Raw genomic sequence first — 18,402 nt, 5'->3', positions numbered from 1 at the left:
TCCGGGGCGGACCCGTGAGGGCCCGACCCCGGCCACGGCGTCAGCCGGCGGACCGCCCGGTGCGCAGCGCCTCCACCGCCGGGGCCAACTGCTCGGCGACACCGTCCACGTAGGGCCGCCGCAGCATCGCCAGGTGGTCGCAGTCGACCTGGCGCACCTCGTGCTCGCCGGTGAGGACGAGGTCCCACCACTCCGGCTCGTCCAGGTTCTCGTTGGACATGAACACCACGGTGCGCCCGGGCCACGCGGTCGGCCGGTGCAGGTGGGCGACGCGGACGCCGTGCTGGTGGAAGACCTCGCGGTGCACCGCAGGGTCGGCGTGCCGCCAGATGCCGGCAAGCGCCACCTGCACGCGCGTCCGCCAGAGGTCCCGGCGGCCCGCGGCCGGAGCCACCTCCGGGAGCGCGTGGTGTCCCGTACCCGCGGGCCGGGCGGCCGGTGGGAGGTAGGTGTCCAGCAGCACCACCAGCGGCACCACGCGACCCCGCGCCGCCAGGAGGTGCGCGACCTTCAGGGCCACCAGCCCTCCCAGCGAGTGCCCGACGAGCACCACCGGCCCCTCCGGGGCCAGCCGCTCGAGGTCCTCCAGGTGCCGCCGGGCCGTGCGCGACACGCTCCAGTCCGGGACGCCCCGGCCCTCGAAGCCGCGGGCCTGGAAGGCGGTGACCGGCTGGTCGGGGCCGAGCAGCTCGGCGAGGTCGGCGAAGGCAGCCGCCGCCCCACCGGCGCCGGCGAAGCAGAACACCGGGGGGCGGCTGCCCGGTCCACGCAGCCGGAGCACCGTCTGCCGCGACCGGCGGCTCCGCTCGGGAGCCCCACGCTCGAGCCGGGCGGCGAACCCGGCCAGCGTCGGGTCCTCGGCGAGGTCACCGGCGGTCAGGGAGGTGCCGAACAGCTCCGGCAGGGCGGCGAGCATCTCCTCGACCGACAGCGAGTCGCCGCCCAGGGCGGTGAAGCTCTCCGTCCGGCCCACGTGCTCCACCCGCAGCAGCGGCGCCCACAGCTGTTCCAGCCGGCGCTCGGCGTCCGTCACCGGCGGCACCGGCGCCGGGCGGGGGGCGGGAGCCGGCAGCGCCGCCACGTCGACCTTGCCGCCGGTGTTGCGCGGCAGTTCGGTCATCAGGACGACGTCGCGGGGCACCATCCAGTCGGGCAGGGTCCGGGCCAGCTCGGTCCGGACGCCCACGGTCGACGGCGGGCGCTGCCGCGGGTCGGGCACCACCCAGGCCACCAGGCGTCGACCCTCACCGTCGGGCAGGGCCCGGACGACGGCGTCCCGCACCTCCGGGAGCGCCCGGAGCGCGACCTCGACCTCGGCCGGCTCCACCTGGTAGCCGCGGATCTTCACGGCGTCGTCGCCGCGTCCCAGCACGTGCAGGACGCCGTCGGCGTCGATCCGGGCCCGGTCGCCGGAGGCGTACCGGGTGCGGCCGTCCGGCAGCGGTGAGAAACGCGCCGCCGTCTGCTCGGGGTCGTCCCAGTACCCACCGGACAGGTGCCCCGAGGTGACGTGGAGGAAGCCGGTCTCACCGGCGGACACCGGGCGGCCGGCGTCGTCCAGGACGGTGATCTCGCGCAGCCGGCCGCCGGCCCCGGCGGGGACCACCCCGTCGGGAGCCGGGTCGCCGGCGGCGACCTCGTAACGGCTGTAGATGCCGGTCTCCGAGGAACCCAGGTAGTTGAGCACGCTGGCCTGCGCGTCGAGGTGCTGGCGCACGGCGGTGACGTCCCGGCCGTGCACCCGCTCGCCGGCCGTGGTCACCAGCCGCAACGAGGGCAGCACCTGGTCGGGTGGGAGGACCGCGACGAGTGCGCGCAGCAAGGACGGGGTGCCGTGCAGGGTGGTGACCCGGCTGGCCGCCAACCAGGCGGCGAGGTCGCGGATGCCGTGCTCGCGGGGGTCGCGGACACACAGCGTGGCCCCGTTGAGCAGCGCCATGAGCATGAGCTCCTGACCGGCCGCGAACGCCCAGGGCATCACCAGCGCGACCCGGTCGGTCGGGCCGAAGCGCATCCAGTCCCGGCCGATGACCGTGTTCGCCAGCACCGTGCGGTGCAGGTAGTCGATGCCCTTGGGGGCGCCGGTGGTGCCCGAGGTGAAGATGATCGAGACGGAGTCCCCGGCCCGGACATCCGGCCGGGACAGCCGCCCGGCGCGCGAGGTGCCCGCGTCGACGTCACCGGCGCACGGCACCAGCCCGCGCACCACCTCCACGCCCGGCAGCCCCGCCGCCCGCGGGCGCCTGAGGTCGTCGGCCAGGACGACGGTCACCCCGGCCTGCTGGGCCAGCTGCCCGACCCGGGCGTCCGGGAGGAGGACGTCGAGCAGCACGAAGGGCCGGCCGGTGGCCACGACGGCCAGGGCCGCGGCCACCGCGTCCGTCCCCTGGGCGGCGAAGATGCCGATGGGCCGCCGGTTCTCCCGGTCGCCCGCCGGCCCACCACCGTCGGCCGTGCCGGGCAGCACGGCGTCCAGCTCGTCGGCCAGCAGGCAGGTGCGGTGGTGCAGCTCGGCCCAGCTGAGGTCGCCGTCCGCCGAGGTCACCGCCAGCTGGTCGGGCAGCCGTGCGGCCACCTCGTCCAGCCGGTCCAGGACGCTGCCCGTCCGGTCCAGGTCGACCGCCGTCAGGGCAGATCCGAGAGCGCTCTGGTCCACTGCGTCGTCGTCCTCCGTCGTAGGGGCTCTCATCGGGCGCCACCTCCGCGTGCAGCGCACCGCCAGGTCCTGCGCCCTCACCCGTCCCCGGGCACCGGGTCGCCGGACGTCACCGGTCTGATCCTCCGACCACTCGCAGCCGGCAGCCCCCCAACGGTCGCACTGTCACCTCATCGGGTGATCCGACCACCACTGTTGGTGACAGAGCGGCTCCAGACGGGCTCTGCCGACTTACCTTACTGGTGCACCAGCGGCTCAGTCCTCACCGAGCGTGAGCAGGTCCGCGGCTCGTGCGAGGTGTGGCTGCCGAGTCGGCCCCACCCCGCTCCCGCCGTCGCGGACCGGCCGAGAAGGGATCAGCACCACGGACACGGTGCCCGGATGAACCGCTGTCCGGTCACAGCACGAACACACGAACGAGCACATGCACGGGTGAGCGATGACCCGCTGGGCGCCCTCTTGGTCGCCAGAGCCCAGCGGTGAGCAGAGGCGAAACCGGACCCGTCCCTCTTGGACAGGACTGAACACACATGCGTCGCCGAACCTCTGCCGAGTTCTCCGTCTCCCCCGCAGGACACCGGTCCTCCGCCCCGCGGGTGAGCGTGGTCATCCCGACCTTCAACGAGGCCAAGAACCTCCCGCACGTGTTCGCACTGCTGCCCCAGGACGTGCACGAGGTGATCGTGGTGGACGGCCGGAGCGTCGACGACACCATCGAGGTCGCCCGGTCGCTGCGGTCCGACGTGCGGATCGTGCGGCAGAACCGCAAGGGCAAGGGCAACGCGATGGCCTGCGGCTTCGCCGCCGTCACCGGTGACGTCATCGTCATGCTCGACGCCGACGGGTCCGCGGACCCCCGGGAGATCCCCCGGTTCGTCGAGGCCCTCGTCGGCGGTGCGGACTTCGCCAAGGGCACCCGGTTCGCCAACGGCGGTGGCAGCTCCGACATCACCCGGGTCCGTGCCTGGGGCAACCGCTGGCTCAACCACGCGGCCAACCTGCTCTTCGGCACCCGGTACACCGACCTCTGCTACGGGTACAACGCCTTCTGGACCCGCTGCCTGGACGTCCTCGCCCTCGATGCGAGCGACCGCGGCAGCACTGGCAAGCTGTGGGGCGACGGCTTCGAGATCGAGACGATCATCAACACCCGGGTCGCCAAGGCCCGGTTGCACATCGTCGAGGTCCCCAGCTTCGAGTTCGAGCGCATCCACGGTCAGAGCAACCTCAACACCTGGAGGGACGGGTTCCGCGTGCTCAGGGCACTGGGGATCGAGCGGGTCAACGGGCAGGGCCGCACCCAGGCAGCGGCGCTGCGCCGGATGCCGGTCGCAGCTCTGCCGTCGCAGGACCTGCGGCCCGCAGCACAGGTGCCGGACGCCGTCCTGGACCTGCCGACGGCGCCCGACGCGGCGGGGATCCGGAGCGCATGAGCAACAGGGCACCGCAGTCCGACGGAGGCTGGGCCGGCGGGGTCTGGGCCGCCGGCCGCGGACTGCGACTGCCCTGGGCATCGGGACTCCGGCCGCCCGCCGCGGTGCTGGTGGCCGCACTCGTCACGATCGGGTTGCTGGACGTCGTGGCGTCACTGCGCACCTGGCCGACGGCAGTGGTCGGGCTGCTGGACTGGCCGGCGCACCTGCTCACCGCGTGGCTCGTCCTCGCCGCGCTCGGCTTCCGGCTCAGCACCACGGTGCAGGGCTGGGCGCTGTTCGCCGCGATCGCCATCGACGTCGACCACGTGCCGCTGTACCTGCACTGGCACCTGATCCCCGCGCCCGACGGCCGACCGGTCACCCACTCACTCGCCACCGTCGTGCTGCTGCTCGCGCTGACAGCGGTCCCCCGGCTGCGGGCACCGGCGGCCGGACTCGCGCTCGGCCTGGTGCTCCACCTGACCCGCGACCTGGTCACCGGTCCCGGGGTGACACTGGCCTGGCCGGTCCACGGCGGTGGCGTCCTCCTCCCCTACGCGGTCTACGTCGCGGCACTGGTGGTCGTCACGGCCGCTGCCGTGCTGGTCGGCCGGCGCCGGGAGACCGAGCCGGGTGGCGTCCACAGCTCCTGAGCGACTCCGCCGTCGGACCCGGCGGCGTCACGGCACCGTGTGCTCAGCGCCCGGGGAACCGGAACGGTCGGTGGAACCTCAGGCAGGGGCACAGCGAACAGTCGGTGCCCTTCCGGTAGTGCAGGTGAGCGACCCGCGGGTGCCCGCACGTGCAGCTCCCCCCGTGCGGAGCCGCCTGCGGCGCGAGGCGCCAGGACGCGAGCTGCACGGCGACGGAGGGCTGGAGCGCGGTCACCGGGTCACTCCGGGGGCAAGGGTGGGGTCGCGACCACCGGGCGGCAGCATGCCGTTCGAGCTGTGCACCCCTGTCCACGCAGTGCGTCCACGTCCCGCGTCCTGTCAGCCATGACGACGGAGCGCACGGGTCATGGTCCTGATGTTCCCACGGGACGCCGGTCCGCCTGACGTCTCCCAGGTCCCCGACGGCGTGACCCCGGCCGTCCAGGACCGGCAGCGGGCACCGGCTCCCGTCGTGCCAGCAGGACGCGCCGCCCCTGCCGCGGATCGACCGACCCGAGCCCGCGCTGCCCTGGACGGCAGCGCGGGCTCCGGAGCGCGATGGACGGTCACCACGCCACGGCCTGCACCGGGGTGCACCCCTGGCCTCTGGAGCGCGCAGCCGGGCGTCAGGCCACGCGATCACCCCCGCGCCCGACACCCGGGACAGCGACGGGCGCGGCCGTGCGGGGCTGGGGGCGCGCCCTGCGGCCCGTGCTGCTGAGCCGCTCGACGACGAGCGCACCCAGCACCCGGAAGCCGTCCCGCCAGGTGTTCAGGTTGCTCTGCCCGTGGATCCGGGACAGCTCGTAGCTCGGCACCTCGGCGATCACCAGCCGGGCCTTCGCGATCCGGGTGTTGATGATGGTCTCGATCTCGAAGCCGTCACCCCACTGCTTGCCGCCCCGGTCCCCGGCCCTGGGGTCGAGCTCGAGGGAGTCCAGGCAGTGCCGCCAGAAGGCGTTGTAGCCGTAGCAGAGGTCGGTGTAGCGGGTACCGAACAGCACGTTCGCCGTGCGGTTGAGCCACCGGTTGCCCCAGGCGCGCACGGCGGTGATGTCGCTGCTGCCCCCACCGGCCGTGAAGCGGCTGCCCTTGGCGAAGTCGGCTCCTCCGACGAGGGCCGCGACGAAGCGGCTGATCTCCTCCGGGTCGGCCGAACCGTCGGCATCGAGCATGACGACGATGTCGCCGGTCACCGCAGCGAAGCCGCAGGCCATGGCGTTGCCCTTGCCGATCCGGTTCTGCATGACGATCTTCACGTCGGACCGGAGCGCACGAGCCACCTCGACGGTGTCGTCGACGCTGCGCCCGTCGACCAGGATGACCTCGTGCAGGTCCGCGGGGAGCCGGGGCAGCACGTGCGGCAGGTTCCTCGCCTCGTTGTAGGTGGGGATGACCACGCTGACCCGAGGCGAGCGCCGGGAGAGCCGGGCCGGGGCATGCGTCGCCGACGTGCCCACCGGGACGTCAGCGGTGCGATCGGCCGGGAGGGCGGGGGTGGCGTCGCCGTCCTCGCGGACGTCGAGTCCCAGGGGTGGCATCTCCCGGACGAGGTCGGTCTGGTGCTGGCCGTCGTCGCTGTGGGACGAGCCCGGGACAGCAGCGCGCACGCCGGCCGATCGCGCACGTCGCCCCCGCAGGGGGTCCCCGTGCACTCGATCGCGGGCCGTGGCGGCGAGAGCGCCGTCGTCGGAGGTGGTCAGGTGGTCGGTTGCTGCAGACATGTGAGCCTTTCTCTGCCCGTGGTGAGACGGTCCTGGAGGTGCTGCTGGACGAGGCGCGGTGGTCGCACGTGGCGCAGCGCTGCGGTGCGCGGGTCACGGGGATGAGGTCCGTCGGTCGGTGCCGGACGGCCTCGGCCGTCACGCTGCCGACCGGGGCCGCCTGCGACACGGGGTCACGGTCGCGAGCAGTGCCCCGAATGCTCGAACGGCGCGTCGGCCCGACGATCGGGCCGGACGGTCGGTCGGCACGTCGCTGCGGCGAGCCGCCGGCGCGACGAGCGATCAGTGCGTCAGTCGGGCTGCATGCCCGAGTCGTGCGTCCCACCGACCACCCGGGCGGCTACGGCACCGCCCGGCGCGACCGGCGAGCCGGCGAACAGCGTTGCGTGGTCCGCCGGGAGCACTGCTGAGGGCAGCCCGTGCTCGTGCGGTCCGTGCTGCCCTGCGGAGACGCTGGTGCCACCGGTCGAACCGACCCCGGTCGGCGACGGCGGCGGTGGCGGCAAGGTGGGCATGGGGCTGGGTGTGGAGCCGGGGCCGTGCCCGCGCGAGGGCGTCAGGGGTTCGTCGCCCGCGACGAGGACCGGTGCGACGTCGACGGCTGCCGAGGACGGTGCAGCACCGGATCCCACGCCGGTGACTGCGGGAGCACGGGTGCGGGAAGAGACGGCGCCGGTGAGCTCCTCACGACCCTGACCGGTCGCCAGGTCGGCCGCGGCAGCTGCCTCGCGTGTCAGGCACGGCGCCGCTTCGACTCCCGACGGCGTCGGCACAGCCACCGACACCTCTCGCGTCCCGAGCGGCGCCACCTGCTCGGCCGGGCGGTCGGTCACCACCGTGCCACTGCGAGGCGGGTCGGCCGCCGCACTGGTCCCCTTCACCACCAGCACGGTGTCGGCTGGTGGCACGGCTGCCGACGTCCCCTGGCCCGTGGACCGCACCGAGTCGGCCGCCGGGGTGCAGGCCGGTGCTCCGGGACCGGGCTGCCTCGTCGGGTCCTGCCCCGAGGTCACCCGCGTCCCGATGACCGCCTCACCACTCGAGGTGCCTGCGGAGCCACCGCCGGCCGGCACACCGGCGGAGGTGACGGCAGCGCCGACGGTGCAGGACGGCAGCGAGGTCGACATCGAGGGAGCTGCGCCCGATGCCGGGAGGGAGGTGGCAGGGGCCGGGGTGACGCGGGCCGGGACGACCGGAGCCGGGACGACCGGAGCCGGAGTGGCGCCGGTCGGGGAGCCGGGTGCTGGGTTCGCGGTGGTCGGGATGGCGGCCACCGGAGTCGCCACGGTCGAGGCGCCTGGACCGACCGGGGTCGGGGTCGCTGGAGTCGGGGTCGCCGGCATCGGGGTCGCCGGAGCCGGACTCGGAGTCGCCGGTTTCGCCGGAGTGGGGGTCGGTTTCGCCGGAGTGGGGGTCGGTTTTGCTGGAGCCGGGACGGCCGGAGCCGGAGCCGGGACGGCCGGAGCTGGAGTGGCCGGTGCAGGAGCCGGAGTGGCCGGTACAGGAACCGGGACGGCCGGAGCAGGAGCCGGAGTGGCCGGTGCAGGAACCGGGACGGCCGGAGCAGGAGCCGGAGTGGCCGGAGCAGGAACCGGGACGGCCGACGGGGGCGTCACGGTCGAGGTGTCGGACGCAGGGGCCGGGGCCGGCTCGGTGGTCCCGGTGTCAGGACCGGTCACGAGCGGCCGGGGGGCGTCCGCGCCGTCGGCAGGCAGTTCCCCGGCGCCAACGACGCTCTCGTCGTCGGCGGCGGAGCGCATCGAGTCCTCGCCCCCGTCGATGGGGTCGTCGACCCCCTCGCCGGGGTGGGCCGCGCGCGGAGCCTGGCCAGCGGGCCGGTCCGCCGTCTGCTGACCCGACTCCGTCGGCGCGGCAGGGTCATCGGCCCACGCCGGACCGGCCACGGCGAGCAGCAGCCCCCAGAGCCCCAGCAGCAGGACGGTCGCGAGGAGCAGCCGACGGCACCACACCGGCGGATGCGCGGCGAGGGGGTGGAGCCCGAGGAGGGTCAGCGACGGTGCCGCGCCGCTGGCACGTGCACTTCTGCTCATCACCCGCCCCCGACTCCGCATCACCGGGTGTGGGCCAGCCGGGTACCCGAACGGTCCCCGTGTCACCCGTCGTGGAGCCACGCTGGCCTCGGGCTGACGTCGGGTCAACCCTGTTCGGCACCGGATGCGACACTCCGACGCAAGCGTCACGGTGGGTGATCGAACCGCAGCAGTGGGCTCAGGGTGTCGGCCTGTCTGCGGGGTGTCTCGCCGTGGGTCGTGACGCAGGGCCAAGCCAACCAACGCCGAACGTCCGCGCCCGACTGGACCAGGGGTCGGTCAGCCCGGTCCTACCGAGCGCCCGTCCGGTCCTGCCCGAGACGACGTCCATCGACCGGACGGCGAACGCGCTGCGCTCCGTCCCCGGCGAGAGGCTGGAGGCGACCGGTCAGCGGCACGGGCGACGGCTCAGGTCAGGGACCGGAGCAGCTGATCGGCGAGCTCGGGCCGGCAGACGAGCAGGTCGGGGAGCCATGGGTCCGGCCGGTTGTAGCGCAATGGCGAACCATCGAGCCGGCTGGTGTGCAGGCCGGCGGACCGGGCGACGGCGACGGGCGCGGCGGAGTCCCACTCGTACTGACCGCCGCCGTGCACGTACGCGTCGGCCGTGCCGCGGACGACGGCCATCGCCTTGGCCCCGGCCGACCCCATGGGCAGCAGCTCGGCACCCACCTGCTCGGCCAGGTCGACGACGAGGGCAGGCGGACGGCTGCGGCTGACCGCCAGCCGGATCGCTCCGTCGGCGCGCGGCGGCACCGCGAGGGACTCCGCGGTGCTCAGCGTGGTGCCCTCGGCCGGCAGGGCAACGGCGCCGGCGACCAACGCGCCCCGCTCCCAGAGCGCGACGTGCACCGCCCAGTCGGCCCGGCCGTGCTCGGAGAACTCACGGGTGCCGTCGAGGGGGTCGATGATCCAGACCCGGTCGCTGACCAGCCGTATCGGGTCGTCCGCCCCCTCCTCGGAGAGGACGGCGTCGTCGGGCCGCAGCCGTGCGAGCTGCTCGGTGAGGAAGCGGTGGGACTCGCGGTCCCCGGCGTCCTTGCGGGCGTCGGCGTCGGCGAAGTGCCGGGTGCGGACCTGCATGAGCAGCTCGCCTGCCTCGGTGGCCAGTGAGGCAGCGGCGTCGTGGTCGTGTTCCAGTGCGGTCACAGCCGGTCTTCCGTCGGAGGAGGTGGCTGCTCATCCTCGCCGTCCGCGGATCCGGTGTCGTCCACGGCCCCTCGGCCGGCGCAGGACCGTCGGCCCGGGCACGATGCGCGCACCCCTGGCGGCGGGCCGCCGGGACCAGGCGTGCGCGTCGACGGCGTGCGGGGGTGCTGGTGCCGCGCCAGGGCGTCGATCACCCCCCGGGTCTGCGGCAGCGCAGCGAGGCCCACACCGTCAGTACCAGTCCAACCGGTGAGCACGGGCGCTCGGGTGCCGGAGGACCCCGGGGGCGTCCACGGTCTCGGCGTCGGCCTGCCGGCGCAGCGGACACTCGGTCGGCAGCACCAGGCGCGGTACGACCCCCACCAGCACGGCGACCAGGACGGCGACCCCGCCGAAGACCTCGCCGGTCTCCTCGGCGAAGGTGGCAGCAGCGGACCAGAACGGGTCGCCGCCCCTGCTGACGACGGCGGACAGGGCGGAGAGCCCGACAGAGGCGACGGAGTAGAGACCCAGGGCGGTGAGCACCCGGCGCCGGTCCCGGCGCTCGTTGCGGCTGCAGTACCAGAGCAGGGCGAGGACCACACCGACGACGGCGGTGCTGACGAGGAGGCCCACGTCCGGTCGGTCGGCGACCCCGGCGGCCTCCAGTGCCCGGACGTGCACGGTCCCACCGGCCTTGACCTGGGCGATCAGCACGGTGACCAGTCCGACTGACAACCACCAGGGGCGGCGTCCGGCGTCGCGGGCGGCGGCCACGAGGGCGACCACCGCGGCAACGGTGAACAGTGCGGCGATGAACATCCGCGGGACGGCGAGCGGCAGGTCCATCGACCACAGCCGGGCGGCACCCTGCTCACGTCCGGTCGCGCGGATGACGAAGCCGACCGCCTCCAGGCAGACGCCGACCAGCAGGAGCACCGCTGCGACCGGCGGCAGGGGGACGCGTCGGCGTGCGGGCCGGGGCTCTGGGCGTGCGAGGGCCCCTGGCACCTCACGACGATCGGCTTCCCGGATCGCCGTGCCCACCAGCGGGGCGAGCAGGAGCGACAGCCCCACCCACCCGATCAGCGACCATCCCCACCACGGCATGCACAGCCCATCGGTACGGCGGGGGCAGTTCTTTAACGTCCCGTTCCTCGAGGGGACTGGGACCATGGGATGAGGAGCCCCGGACGGACCGCCACGGTCCGGGTGCCGGGCACCGTCAGGACCATCCCCCGGCGACCCAGCCATCGGCGCGGACGCCCCACCGCACCGGGCAGGTGAGGCGATGGTCACCCCACCGCTACGTCCGGCGTCACTACGCTCCTGGAGAGCAGGCCCCACCGACGTGGCCGGCGCTCACCAGCGGCCGGGAACACGTGGGAGGTCGAAGTGGCGCACGCATCGGGACGGACGTCCCCGGACACGGTGCCTCGGCTCCCCTCGCTCACCGGTCTGCGGTTCGTGGCGGCCCTCCTGGTCTTCGGCTTCCACGTCGCCGAGTACGCACCGGACGGTCCCCTCGGCGCCGTCATCTCCGCCGTGTTCGACCACGGGCTCGTGGGCGTCTCGTTCTTCTTCGTCCTCAGCGGGTTCGTCCTCACGTGGTCCCGGCGGACCGACGACTCGGCGGCCCGCTTCTACCGGCGCCGGTTCGCCCGGATCGCACCCGCCTACTGGGCGGCGCTCGTGCTCGCACTCGCCGCCCGGACCCTGAACCCCCCGCCCAGCGGTCCGGAGAGCCTGCTCGTCCCGGCCCTCCCGTCGGTGGTCGGGGTGCAGGCGTGGTTCCCGGCGCCGGAGGTGCACTTCGGGGGGAACGCGGTCGGGTGGTCGGTGTCGGCCGAGCTCTTCTTCTACGCCGCCTTCCCGCTCCTGGTCCCCCTCCTCGACGGCAGGCGGACCCGGATCGCGCTCGGCGCGGTGGCCCTCGCGGTCGTCGTCGTGCCCCCGGTCGCCCTGCACCCGGTCCAGGTGGACGACCTCGCCTTCTGGGCGGTCTACATCTTCCCGCTCCAGCGGATCGGCGAGTTCGTCTGCGGGATGCTGCTGGCGACCGCGATGCGCGCGGGCCGCAGGGTCCCGATCGGCCCGGTCGGGGCGATGGTGCTGGTCACCACCTGCTACCTGCTCTCCGGCCTCGCCCCCCTGTGGGCCCAGACCTCGCTCCTGATGCTGGTGCCCTTCCTCGTCCTCATCGCGGCCGTGACCCAGGCCGATGCCGACGGCAGCGGCACGCTCGCCGGACGACGGGTCATGCGCCTGCTCGGGGAGTGGTCGTTCTCCTTCTACCTGGTCCACCAGGTGGTGCTCAGCACGACCCTCTGGCTGGTCCGGCAGACCGTCCCACCGGACGCCGTGTTCGTCGTCGCCGTCCCGGTCGCAGGCGCCGCCTCGCTCCTCGTCGCGGTCTGCCTCTACCTCGGGGTGGAGAAGCCGCTGGAGAAGCGGTGGCGGCACGCACGCCCCCGTCCGGAGATGTCCGACACCTCCTCGTGACGCCGCCACCGGCATGACGTGGGCAGCCGGTCCCCCACCGGCCCGGCAGTGGCTGACCCGTGCCCGGCTGCCGGCTCGACGCAGTCCCCGGGGTCCGGCCGCGGGCCCGGGACGGGCGCCGGGCGCTCACCCCCGCGCGGACTCCGTCAGCGTCGGGACCGGCGGCCGCCCCGGGTGAGGCGCCCGGCCGCCTTCCTGCTCTCGGAGACCAGGAAGACCACGTCCGCCACCCTGGGCACCAGGAACCGGTCCGCCGGGATCCTGAGCTGCCGGGCGGCCATGACGACGCCGAAACCGGTCGACAGGACGCTCCCCGCCAGGGCCGCGGTGGCCGCGCCGACCGCCCCGATCACGGGGACCAGCACGAAGATGCCGACGAGGTTGGTCAGCAGCGCGACGACCAGGGCAGCCGACCGGAGTCCGGGACGCCCCGCCGAGGCCAGGCCCGCACCGGCGATCAACCCCGGGACGGCGATCACCGAGCTCGCCAGCAGCAACCAGGTCGGGAAGACCGCACCGGTGAAACCCTCACCGAAGAGGAGCCCGATCCACAGGGGCAGGGACGCCCCGAGCACGAGCGAGCCGACCAGCGCGATGAGCGCACCCAGCCGGGAGGTCGACGCCAGCCGCTCGGGGTCGGCCTGCGCGCTGCTGGTCCCGAACACCACGTCCCGCACCGTCTGGGCGACGATGAACGGCACGTCGGAGATGGTGATGGCGACCACGAGCAGCCCGAGCTGGGTGACGTCCGACAACGGCGTGACCAGGAGCTGGCTCAGCCGGGCCATGAGAACGCTGGCCACCGACCCGAGCCAGATCTTCGAGCCGAACCCGAGCAGCGCCGAGGCCATGGCGGGGGCGGGGCCGACCCCCTCGGGCGGCGGGGGGACCGGCAGCACCAGTCGCCAGTACACGATGCCGGCGACCATGGGGACGATCGTCATGACCAGCACCGCGTTGAGCACGTCCAGATGGCCGGTCAGCGCGAGCGCCCCGAGGACCACGAGCCGCAGCACCGAGTTGAGGATGCGTTCGGCGGCCACCGCCGTCCACATCTGCCGCCCCGAGGCAGCTCCCCGCAGGAGGTTGACCAGCAGGGTGGGGATGGCCAGCACGGCCCCCAGCACCATCAGCCGGGCCAGGTCGTCGTCCCCGGCGGACAGCGGTGAGGCCAGCAGCAGCACGACGACGAGGCTGACCGCGCCGAGGAGCGAACTGAACAGGCTCGCCCACCAGAGCGCGCGACGGGAGACGTGCGGGCGCTTGGCCAGGTGGAACGTGAGCGCCTCGGGGAGCCCCAGCGTCGCGACGCTCACCACGAGCAGGTTCGGGGCCACGGCCGCAGCGGCCTCGCCCCGGCCGGCGACGCCGAGCGACTGCGCCAGGATGGGTGCGGTGAGGATGCCCACCACGGGCACCAGCATGCTGGACGCCGTCATGACGAGCATGGCGCGGCGGAAGTCTCCGGTGTCGGACATGCAGCTCTCTCCGCTCGGGCTGGCCTCGATCACCGTGAGCCGGGACGATCCATCCTGTCATGGCCGGTCTCCGGCCCCCGGCTCCCCGCAGGGACCGGCGGCCGACCCTGCCGGGTCGGGGTGCCCGCCTCACCGCTCCGCGGAGGGCGGCCGGGCGGGGCCGGCTGGTCAGCCGGCGCGGCGCCCCAGCGCCCGGTAGCTCCACCCGGCGGCCACCCAGCGGTCCATGTCCAGGGCGTTGCGGCCGTCGAGCACCCGCCTCCTCGCCACGATCTCCCCGAACGGGACCGGGTCCAGCTCCCGGTACTGCACCCACTCGGTGAGCAGCAGGACGGCGTCGGCCCGCTCGGCCGCCTCCTCGGGGCTGTCGACGACGTCCAGCTGCGGCCAGCTGCGGCGGATGTTGTCCCCGGCGGCGGGGTCGGTGACCCGCACGACCGCGCCCTGCAGCTGCAGTTGGGCGGCGACGTTGAGGGCCGGGGAGTCGCGGATGTCGTCGCTGTCGGGCTTGAACGCAGCCCCCAGCACCGCGATCCGCTTGCCGAGCAGCGAGCCGTCGCAGACCTCCCGGGCCAGGTCGACCATGCGGATCCGGCGGCGCATGTTGATGTTGTCGACCTCGCGCAGGAACGTCAGCGCCTGGTCGGCACCCAGCTCCCCGGCCCGGGCCATGAACGCGCGGATGTCCTTGGGCAGACAACCACCACCGAAGCCGAGGCCGGCGTTGAGGAACTTGCGGCCGATCCGGTCGTCGTGGCCGATGGCGTCGGCCAGTTGCTTGACGTCGGCACCGGTGGCCTCGCACAGCTCGGCCATGGCGTTGATGAAGGAGATCTTGGTGGCCAGGAAGGAGTTGGCCGCCACCTTGACCATCTCGGCGGTGGCGTGGTCGGTGACGACCTGCGGGGTGCCGGCGGCCACGATCGGTGCGTAGACCTCGTCGAGCACCGCCCGGGCCACCTGGCCGTCGGGGCCGGCGGACAGGCCGTAGACCAGCCGGTCCGGGTGCAGCGTGTCCTCCACCGCAAAGCCCTCGCGGAGGAACTCCGGGTTCCAGGCCAGCATCGCCCCGGGCACCTTGCCCTCGATCAGCTCGGCCAGCCGTGCCGCGGTGCCGACGGGCACCGTGGACTTGCCGGCGACCAGGTCACCGGGCTTGAGCGCCTCGAGCAGCGTCTCGACCGCCGACTCCACGTAGCGCAGGTCCGCGGCGTACTCCCCCCGCTTCTGCGGCGTCCCGACGCAGAGGAAGTGGACGACGGCCTCGCGCGCGTCGGCCATGTCCGTGCTGAAGCGCAACCGGCCCGACGCCAGCGACGTGCCCAGCAGCGCCTCGAAGCCGGGCTCGTAGAAGGGCGCCCGCGCGTGCTGCAACTGCTCGATCTTCACCCGGTCGACGTCGATGCCGACCACGTCGTGCCCGAGCTCGGCCATGGACGCGGCATGGACCGCACCCAGGTAACCACAACCGATGACGGAGATCTTCATGGACGCCGCTCTCTTCCCCGTGTGACACGAGGGCGACCGCCCCGCTGACCTGCACGGTAGAAGAAGCGACCCCACGTGCGCCAGCCACCGTCGGCACCGAGGGAGCACCCTCGGTCACGTCATCCGTCTGTGCCGACGCCCCCTGGTCCCGGTGTCCGGGCCCGCCGGGGCGTCAGCGGTACAGGGCAGCCATCTCGTCGGAGAGCGAGGACTCGGGCGGCCGTCCGCCCCGGTCGGCCACCAGCCGGGCAGCGCCGCCCAGCCAGACGGCCCCCACTGCGGCGACAGCCGCCCAGCACACGAACAACACGAGCAACCACGACATCCGGATCACCTTTGACCCTCAGCGGAACAGTTGCGGTGGAGCATGCCCACCGATCACGGGGACAAACGGTACCGCCAGTCCGCGTCGGACGGTGCAGCCCCCGGTGACTCAGTAGGCGCCCGAGCCCCGCAGGACCGCTCCGAGCGTCTTCCACAGGATCATCAGGTCGAAGGCGAGCGACCAGTTCTCCACGTACCGCACGTCGAGCCGGACCGAGTCGTCCCACGAGAGGTCCGACCGGCCGCTGACCTGCCACAGGCCGGTGATGCCGGGCTTGACCAGCAGGCGCCGCCGCATGTCGAAGCCGTACTGCTCGACCTCGCGGGTGACGTGCGGCCGCGGACCGACCAGCGACATCGTGCCGCTGAGCACGTTGAACAGCTGGGGCAGCTCGTCGAGGGAGTAGCGGCGCAGCACCTGGCCGACCCGGGTGACCCGGGGGTCGGCCTTCATCTTGAACTGGACGTCGTTGCCCTCGTTCTGGTCGAGCAGGGTGTCGACCTTCTTGTCGGCCCCGGCGACCATGCTGCGGAACTTCAACACGTGGAACGGCTGACCGTCCCGACCGATGCGCTCGTGCCGGAAGAAGACCGGGCCCCGGCTGGTCGCCTTGACGGCGAGGGCGAGGGCGAGGAGGACCGGACCGAGCAGGACGATCGCCAGGCCGGCGGCCGAGCGGTCGAAGACGTCCTTGGCGATCCGGCGGACGCCCTTGAACTCCGGGCGCTCCATGTGCATCAGGGGCAGGCCCGACAGCGGACGGATGCGCACCCGGGGGCCGGCGACGTCGGTCACCGCGGGGGCGAGCAGCAGCTCGGCGTCAGTGGTCTCCAGGTCCCACCCGAGCCGCCGCAGGGCGGGGCCGTCGAGCTCGCGGGAGGGCAGGACGGCGACCGAGTCCACCTCGTACAGGCGCACGACCGCCAGGACGTCGCCCAGCCCGCCGAGCACCGGCAGGCCGTCGAAGCTGGGGACCGAGTCGGCCAACTCGCCACCGGGGACGCAGCACCCGATCACCCGGTAGCCGTGGCCGGTCTGGCGGTCGATCTGCTCGTGCATCGCCGCGACACCCTCACGGTGGCCGACGAGGACCGCGGTCTGCTGGAACCGCCCGTGCGCCCGCTGCCGCTGCAGCCACCAGCGCTGGACGAGACGCTGCCCGAGGGTGAGCACCGCGACCAGCGGCAGGGCCACCACCACGAAGCCGCGAGCGACGTCGTAGCGGAACGCCCACGAGACCGTGCCCACCACCGCGAGCAGGACCACCGACGCGTCGAACACCCGACGGAACTCGTCGGGGCCGATCCACAGGAAGCGCTGCTCGTAGGTGCGGGCGAAGGCCAGGCCGGCCACCCAGACCACCGGCAGCAGTGCCGCCGCCCACATCGGGGCGTGCGCCGAGCTCAGCTGCCCGGCCTCCGGCCCGAACTTCACCAGGTAGCCGACCGTCGCGGCGATCAGACCGGCGACGACGTCGCCGAGCAGGATGCGGCGCACATAGGCCCCGCGCCAGGCGCGGCGGGCCTCCGTACCCTCACCGCGGAGGCGGGCGGCGGAGAAGAACCGGCGCCGCTGGGACACCCGGGCCTCGGCGACCGCCATGTCGTTCAACTGCTCGAGCAGATCCAGTCTGACGCACCCCCGGGCCGTCGACCGCGAGTGATCGCGGTCAATGGATGTCACATGGATCCGGGAACGACCTTGTTCGACCGGTTGGCGGAAAGCTATCCGAGCTGTGAGCCCGCGGGCAGCCCTGATCTGTGACTGACTCCGCACGCGGTGTCATCAGAGGCGTGTTGTTGGACGACCAGCAGTGGTGCGCACACGCAACGTCACAACTGGCCGCATCGGACGAGTTCCACGTCCGCAGATGACGGATGGTGTTCATCACAACGTCACCACTCGTCATGAGAGCACGGGCCCGGGGGCCGGTTGGTCAGGACCTGTCAGGTCCACGCCGGGGGGCCGACTGGTCCCGGTCCGCGGCCCAGGCGCTCGCGACCATCTCGGCGAGGTCCCGGGTGGCCGTCCACGCCAGGTCGCGGGCGATGCGCCGCACGTCCCCGACGACGCTGGCCGGGTCTCCCGGCCGGCGGTCCACCACCCGGTGGTCCAGCGGCCGCCCGGTCACCGCCCGCACGGTGTCGAGCACCTCCAGGACGCTGTAGCCGGTGCCCCGGCCGACGTTGTAGGTCCCGCCGGACCGGCCCGACCCGAGGGCGGTCGCCGCGAGGGCGTGTGCGTCGGCGAGGTCCCGCACGTCGACGTAGTCCCGGACGCACGTGCCGTCGGGGGTCGGGTAGTCGTCGCCGAAGACGAGCGGCGCGCGCCCCTCCCGCAGCGCCTGGAACACCAGTGGCACCAGGTTGTACGTGCCGGTGTCCCGCAGGGCCGGGCCGGCGGCGCCCACGACGTTGAAGTACCGGAGGCTGACCACCCCGATGCCATGGGCGCGGGCGGCCGCCGCCAGCACCTGCTCCCCGTAGAGCTTGGACTCGCCGTAGGGGCTCTGCGGCAGGGTCGGGGCGTCCTCCCCCACGCTGGGCAGGTCCGGCGAGCCGTAGACCGAGCAGCTCGACGAGAACACGACCCGGCGCGCACCGCTGTCCCGGACCGCCTGGACCAGGCTGACCACGCCGCCGACGTTCTCCCGGGCGTAGAGCAGCGGGTCGGACATCGACTCGGTCGGGGACTTCTTGCCTGCCAGGTGCACGACGCCGACGGCCCCGGTGTCCCGCAGGAGACCGGTGAGCCGCCCGGTCTCCAGCACGCTGAGCTGTTCGAGGTCGACGTCCGCCGGGACGCGCGACGTGGCCCCGGTGGACAGGTCGTCGACGACGACCACCTGCCGGCCGGCCCCGCGCAGCGCCTCGACGACGTGCGCGCCGATGTACCCGGCACCACCGGTGACCACCCAGGTCTCCTCCGTCACGCGGCGGAGCCTAGACACCCGGCGGGTCCGTTCGGCGCCGAACGGACCCG

13 protein-coding genes are annotated in these 18,402 nt (G+C 73.8%); 3 read left to right on the top strand and 10 right to left on the bottom strand.

Features of this window, described 5'->3' with window-relative positions:
* Nucleotides 1-40: 40 nt before the first annotated feature.
* Nucleotides 41-2,656 (bottom strand): alpha/beta fold hydrolase, encoded by a 2,616-nt coding sequence (locus O2W14_RS13505; protein ID WP_269176624.1) that lies wholly within the window; start codon nt 2,654-2,656, stop codon nt 41-43.
* Between the two features lie 530 nt (nt 2,657-3,186).
* Here O2W14_RS13505 and O2W14_RS13500 point away from each other — a divergent pair.
* Both O2W14_RS13500 and O2W14_RS13495 read left to right on the top strand, forming a co-directional pair.
* On the top strand, nt 3,187-4,089 hold the full coding sequence (locus tag O2W14_RS13500; RefSeq protein ID WP_269176623.1) for a glycosyltransferase family 2 protein: 903 nt from the start codon (nt 3,187-3,189) through the stop codon (nt 4,087-4,089).
* Nucleotides 4,086-4,724, top strand: a complete 639-nt coding sequence (locus O2W14_RS13495) for a metal-dependent hydrolase (protein ID WP_269176622.1) — start codon at nt 4,086-4,088, stop codon at nt 4,722-4,724. Before O2W14_RS13500 ends, O2W14_RS13495 begins: the two co-directional genes overlap by 4 nt.
* A gap of 626 nt (nt 4,725-5,350) precedes the next feature.
* Here the strand turns inward: O2W14_RS13495 and O2W14_RS13490 are convergent.
* From O2W14_RS13490 to O2W14_RS13475, 4 genes are all read right to left on the bottom strand, one after another.
* The gene (locus O2W14_RS13490) at nt 5,351-6,334 is read right to left on the bottom strand and encodes a glycosyltransferase family 2 protein (protein WP_269176621.1); all 984 of its coding nucleotides are present in this window, start codon (nt 6,332-6,334) and stop codon (nt 5,351-5,353) included.
* Between the two features lie 404 nt (nt 6,335-6,738).
* Nucleotides 6,739-7,338, bottom strand: coding sequence for a hypothetical protein (locus tag O2W14_RS13485; protein WP_269176620.1), 600 nt, complete (start codon nt 7,336-7,338; stop codon nt 6,739-6,741).
* Between the two features lie 1,569 nt (nt 7,339-8,907).
* On the bottom strand, nt 8,908-9,648 hold the full coding sequence (locus O2W14_RS13480; RefSeq protein WP_269176619.1) for a 3'(2'),5'-bisphosphate nucleotidase CysQ: 741 nt from the start codon (nt 9,646-9,648) through the stop codon (nt 8,908-8,910).
* A gap of 231 nt (nt 9,649-9,879) precedes the next feature.
* The gene (locus O2W14_RS13475) at nt 9,880-10,566 is read right to left on the bottom strand and encodes a hypothetical protein (RefSeq protein ID WP_269176618.1); all 687 of its coding nucleotides are present in this window, start codon (nt 10,564-10,566) and stop codon (nt 9,880-9,882) included.
* 492 nt (nt 10,567-11,058) lie between these two features.
* On the opposite strand from O2W14_RS13475, the gene O2W14_RS13470 reads away from it, so the two are divergent.
* On the top strand, nt 11,059-12,129 hold the full coding sequence (locus O2W14_RS13470) for an acyltransferase family protein (RefSeq protein WP_269176617.1): 1,071 nt from the start codon (nt 11,059-11,061) through the stop codon (nt 12,127-12,129).
* A 146-nt stretch (nt 12,130-12,275) separates the two neighbouring features.
* On the opposite strand, the gene O2W14_RS13465 is transcribed toward O2W14_RS13470, so the two are convergent.
* From O2W14_RS13465 to galE, 5 genes are all read right to left on the bottom strand, one after another.
* Nucleotides 12,276-13,607, bottom strand: coding sequence for an oligosaccharide flippase family protein (locus tag O2W14_RS13465; protein WP_269176616.1), 1,332 nt, complete (start codon nt 13,605-13,607; stop codon nt 12,276-12,278).
* A 168-nt stretch (nt 13,608-13,775) separates the two neighbouring features.
* Nucleotides 13,776-15,095 (bottom strand): UDP-glucose dehydrogenase family protein, encoded by a 1,320-nt coding sequence (locus tag O2W14_RS13460; RefSeq protein ID WP_269176615.1) that lies wholly within the window; start codon nt 15,093-15,095, stop codon nt 13,776-13,778.
* Nucleotides 15,096-15,267: 172 nt separating this feature from the next.
* Nucleotides 15,268-15,420, bottom strand: a complete 153-nt coding sequence (locus O2W14_RS13455; RefSeq protein WP_269176614.1) for a hypothetical protein — start codon at nt 15,418-15,420, stop codon at nt 15,268-15,270.
* 108 nt (nt 15,421-15,528) lie between these two features.
* Nucleotides 15,529-17,022: a sugar transferase gene (locus O2W14_RS13450; protein ID WP_269176613.1), complete on the bottom strand. Its 1,494-nt coding sequence runs from the start codon at nt 17,020-17,022 to the stop codon at nt 15,529-15,531.
* 334 nt (nt 17,023-17,356) lie between these two features.
* Nucleotides 17,357-18,352: a UDP-glucose 4-epimerase GalE gene (gene galE / locus O2W14_RS13445; protein WP_269176612.1), complete on the bottom strand. Its 996-nt coding sequence runs from the start codon at nt 18,350-18,352 to the stop codon at nt 17,357-17,359.
* Between the last annotated feature and the right edge of the window lie 50 nt (nt 18,353-18,402).

The organism is Modestobacter sp. VKM Ac-2986 (assembly GCF_026967795.1).
GTDB lineage: Bacteria > Actinomycetota > Actinomycetes > Mycobacteriales > Geodermatophilaceae > Modestobacter.
The sequence above is the reverse complement of the archived record's forward strand: the minus strand, read 5'-3'. Positions and strand labels throughout refer to the sequence as shown.

Coding starts and splice junctions, on each gene's coding strand:
- O2W14_RS13455 (WP_269176614.1), bottom strand. CDS start 15,420: ATGTCGTGGTTGCTCGTGTTGTTCGTGTGCTGGGCGGCTGTCGCCGCA.
- O2W14_RS13465 (WP_269176616.1), bottom strand. CDS start 13,607: ATGTCCGACACCGGAGACTTCCGCCGCGCCATGCTCGTCATGACGGCG.
- O2W14_RS13450 (WP_269176613.1), bottom strand. CDS start 17,022: ATGGCGGTCGCCGAGGCCCGGGTGTCCCAGCGGCGCCGGTTCTTCTCC.
- O2W14_RS13495 (WP_269176622.1), top strand. CDS start 4,086: ATGAGCAACAGGGCACCGCAGTCCGACGGAGGCTGGGCCGGCGGGGTC.
- O2W14_RS13460 (WP_269176615.1), bottom strand. CDS start 15,095: ATGAAGATCTCCGTCATCGGTTGTGGTTACCTGGGTGCGGTCCATGCC.
- O2W14_RS13500 (WP_269176623.1), top strand. CDS start 3,187: ATGCGTCGCCGAACCTCTGCCGAGTTCTCCGTCTCCCCCGCAGGACAC.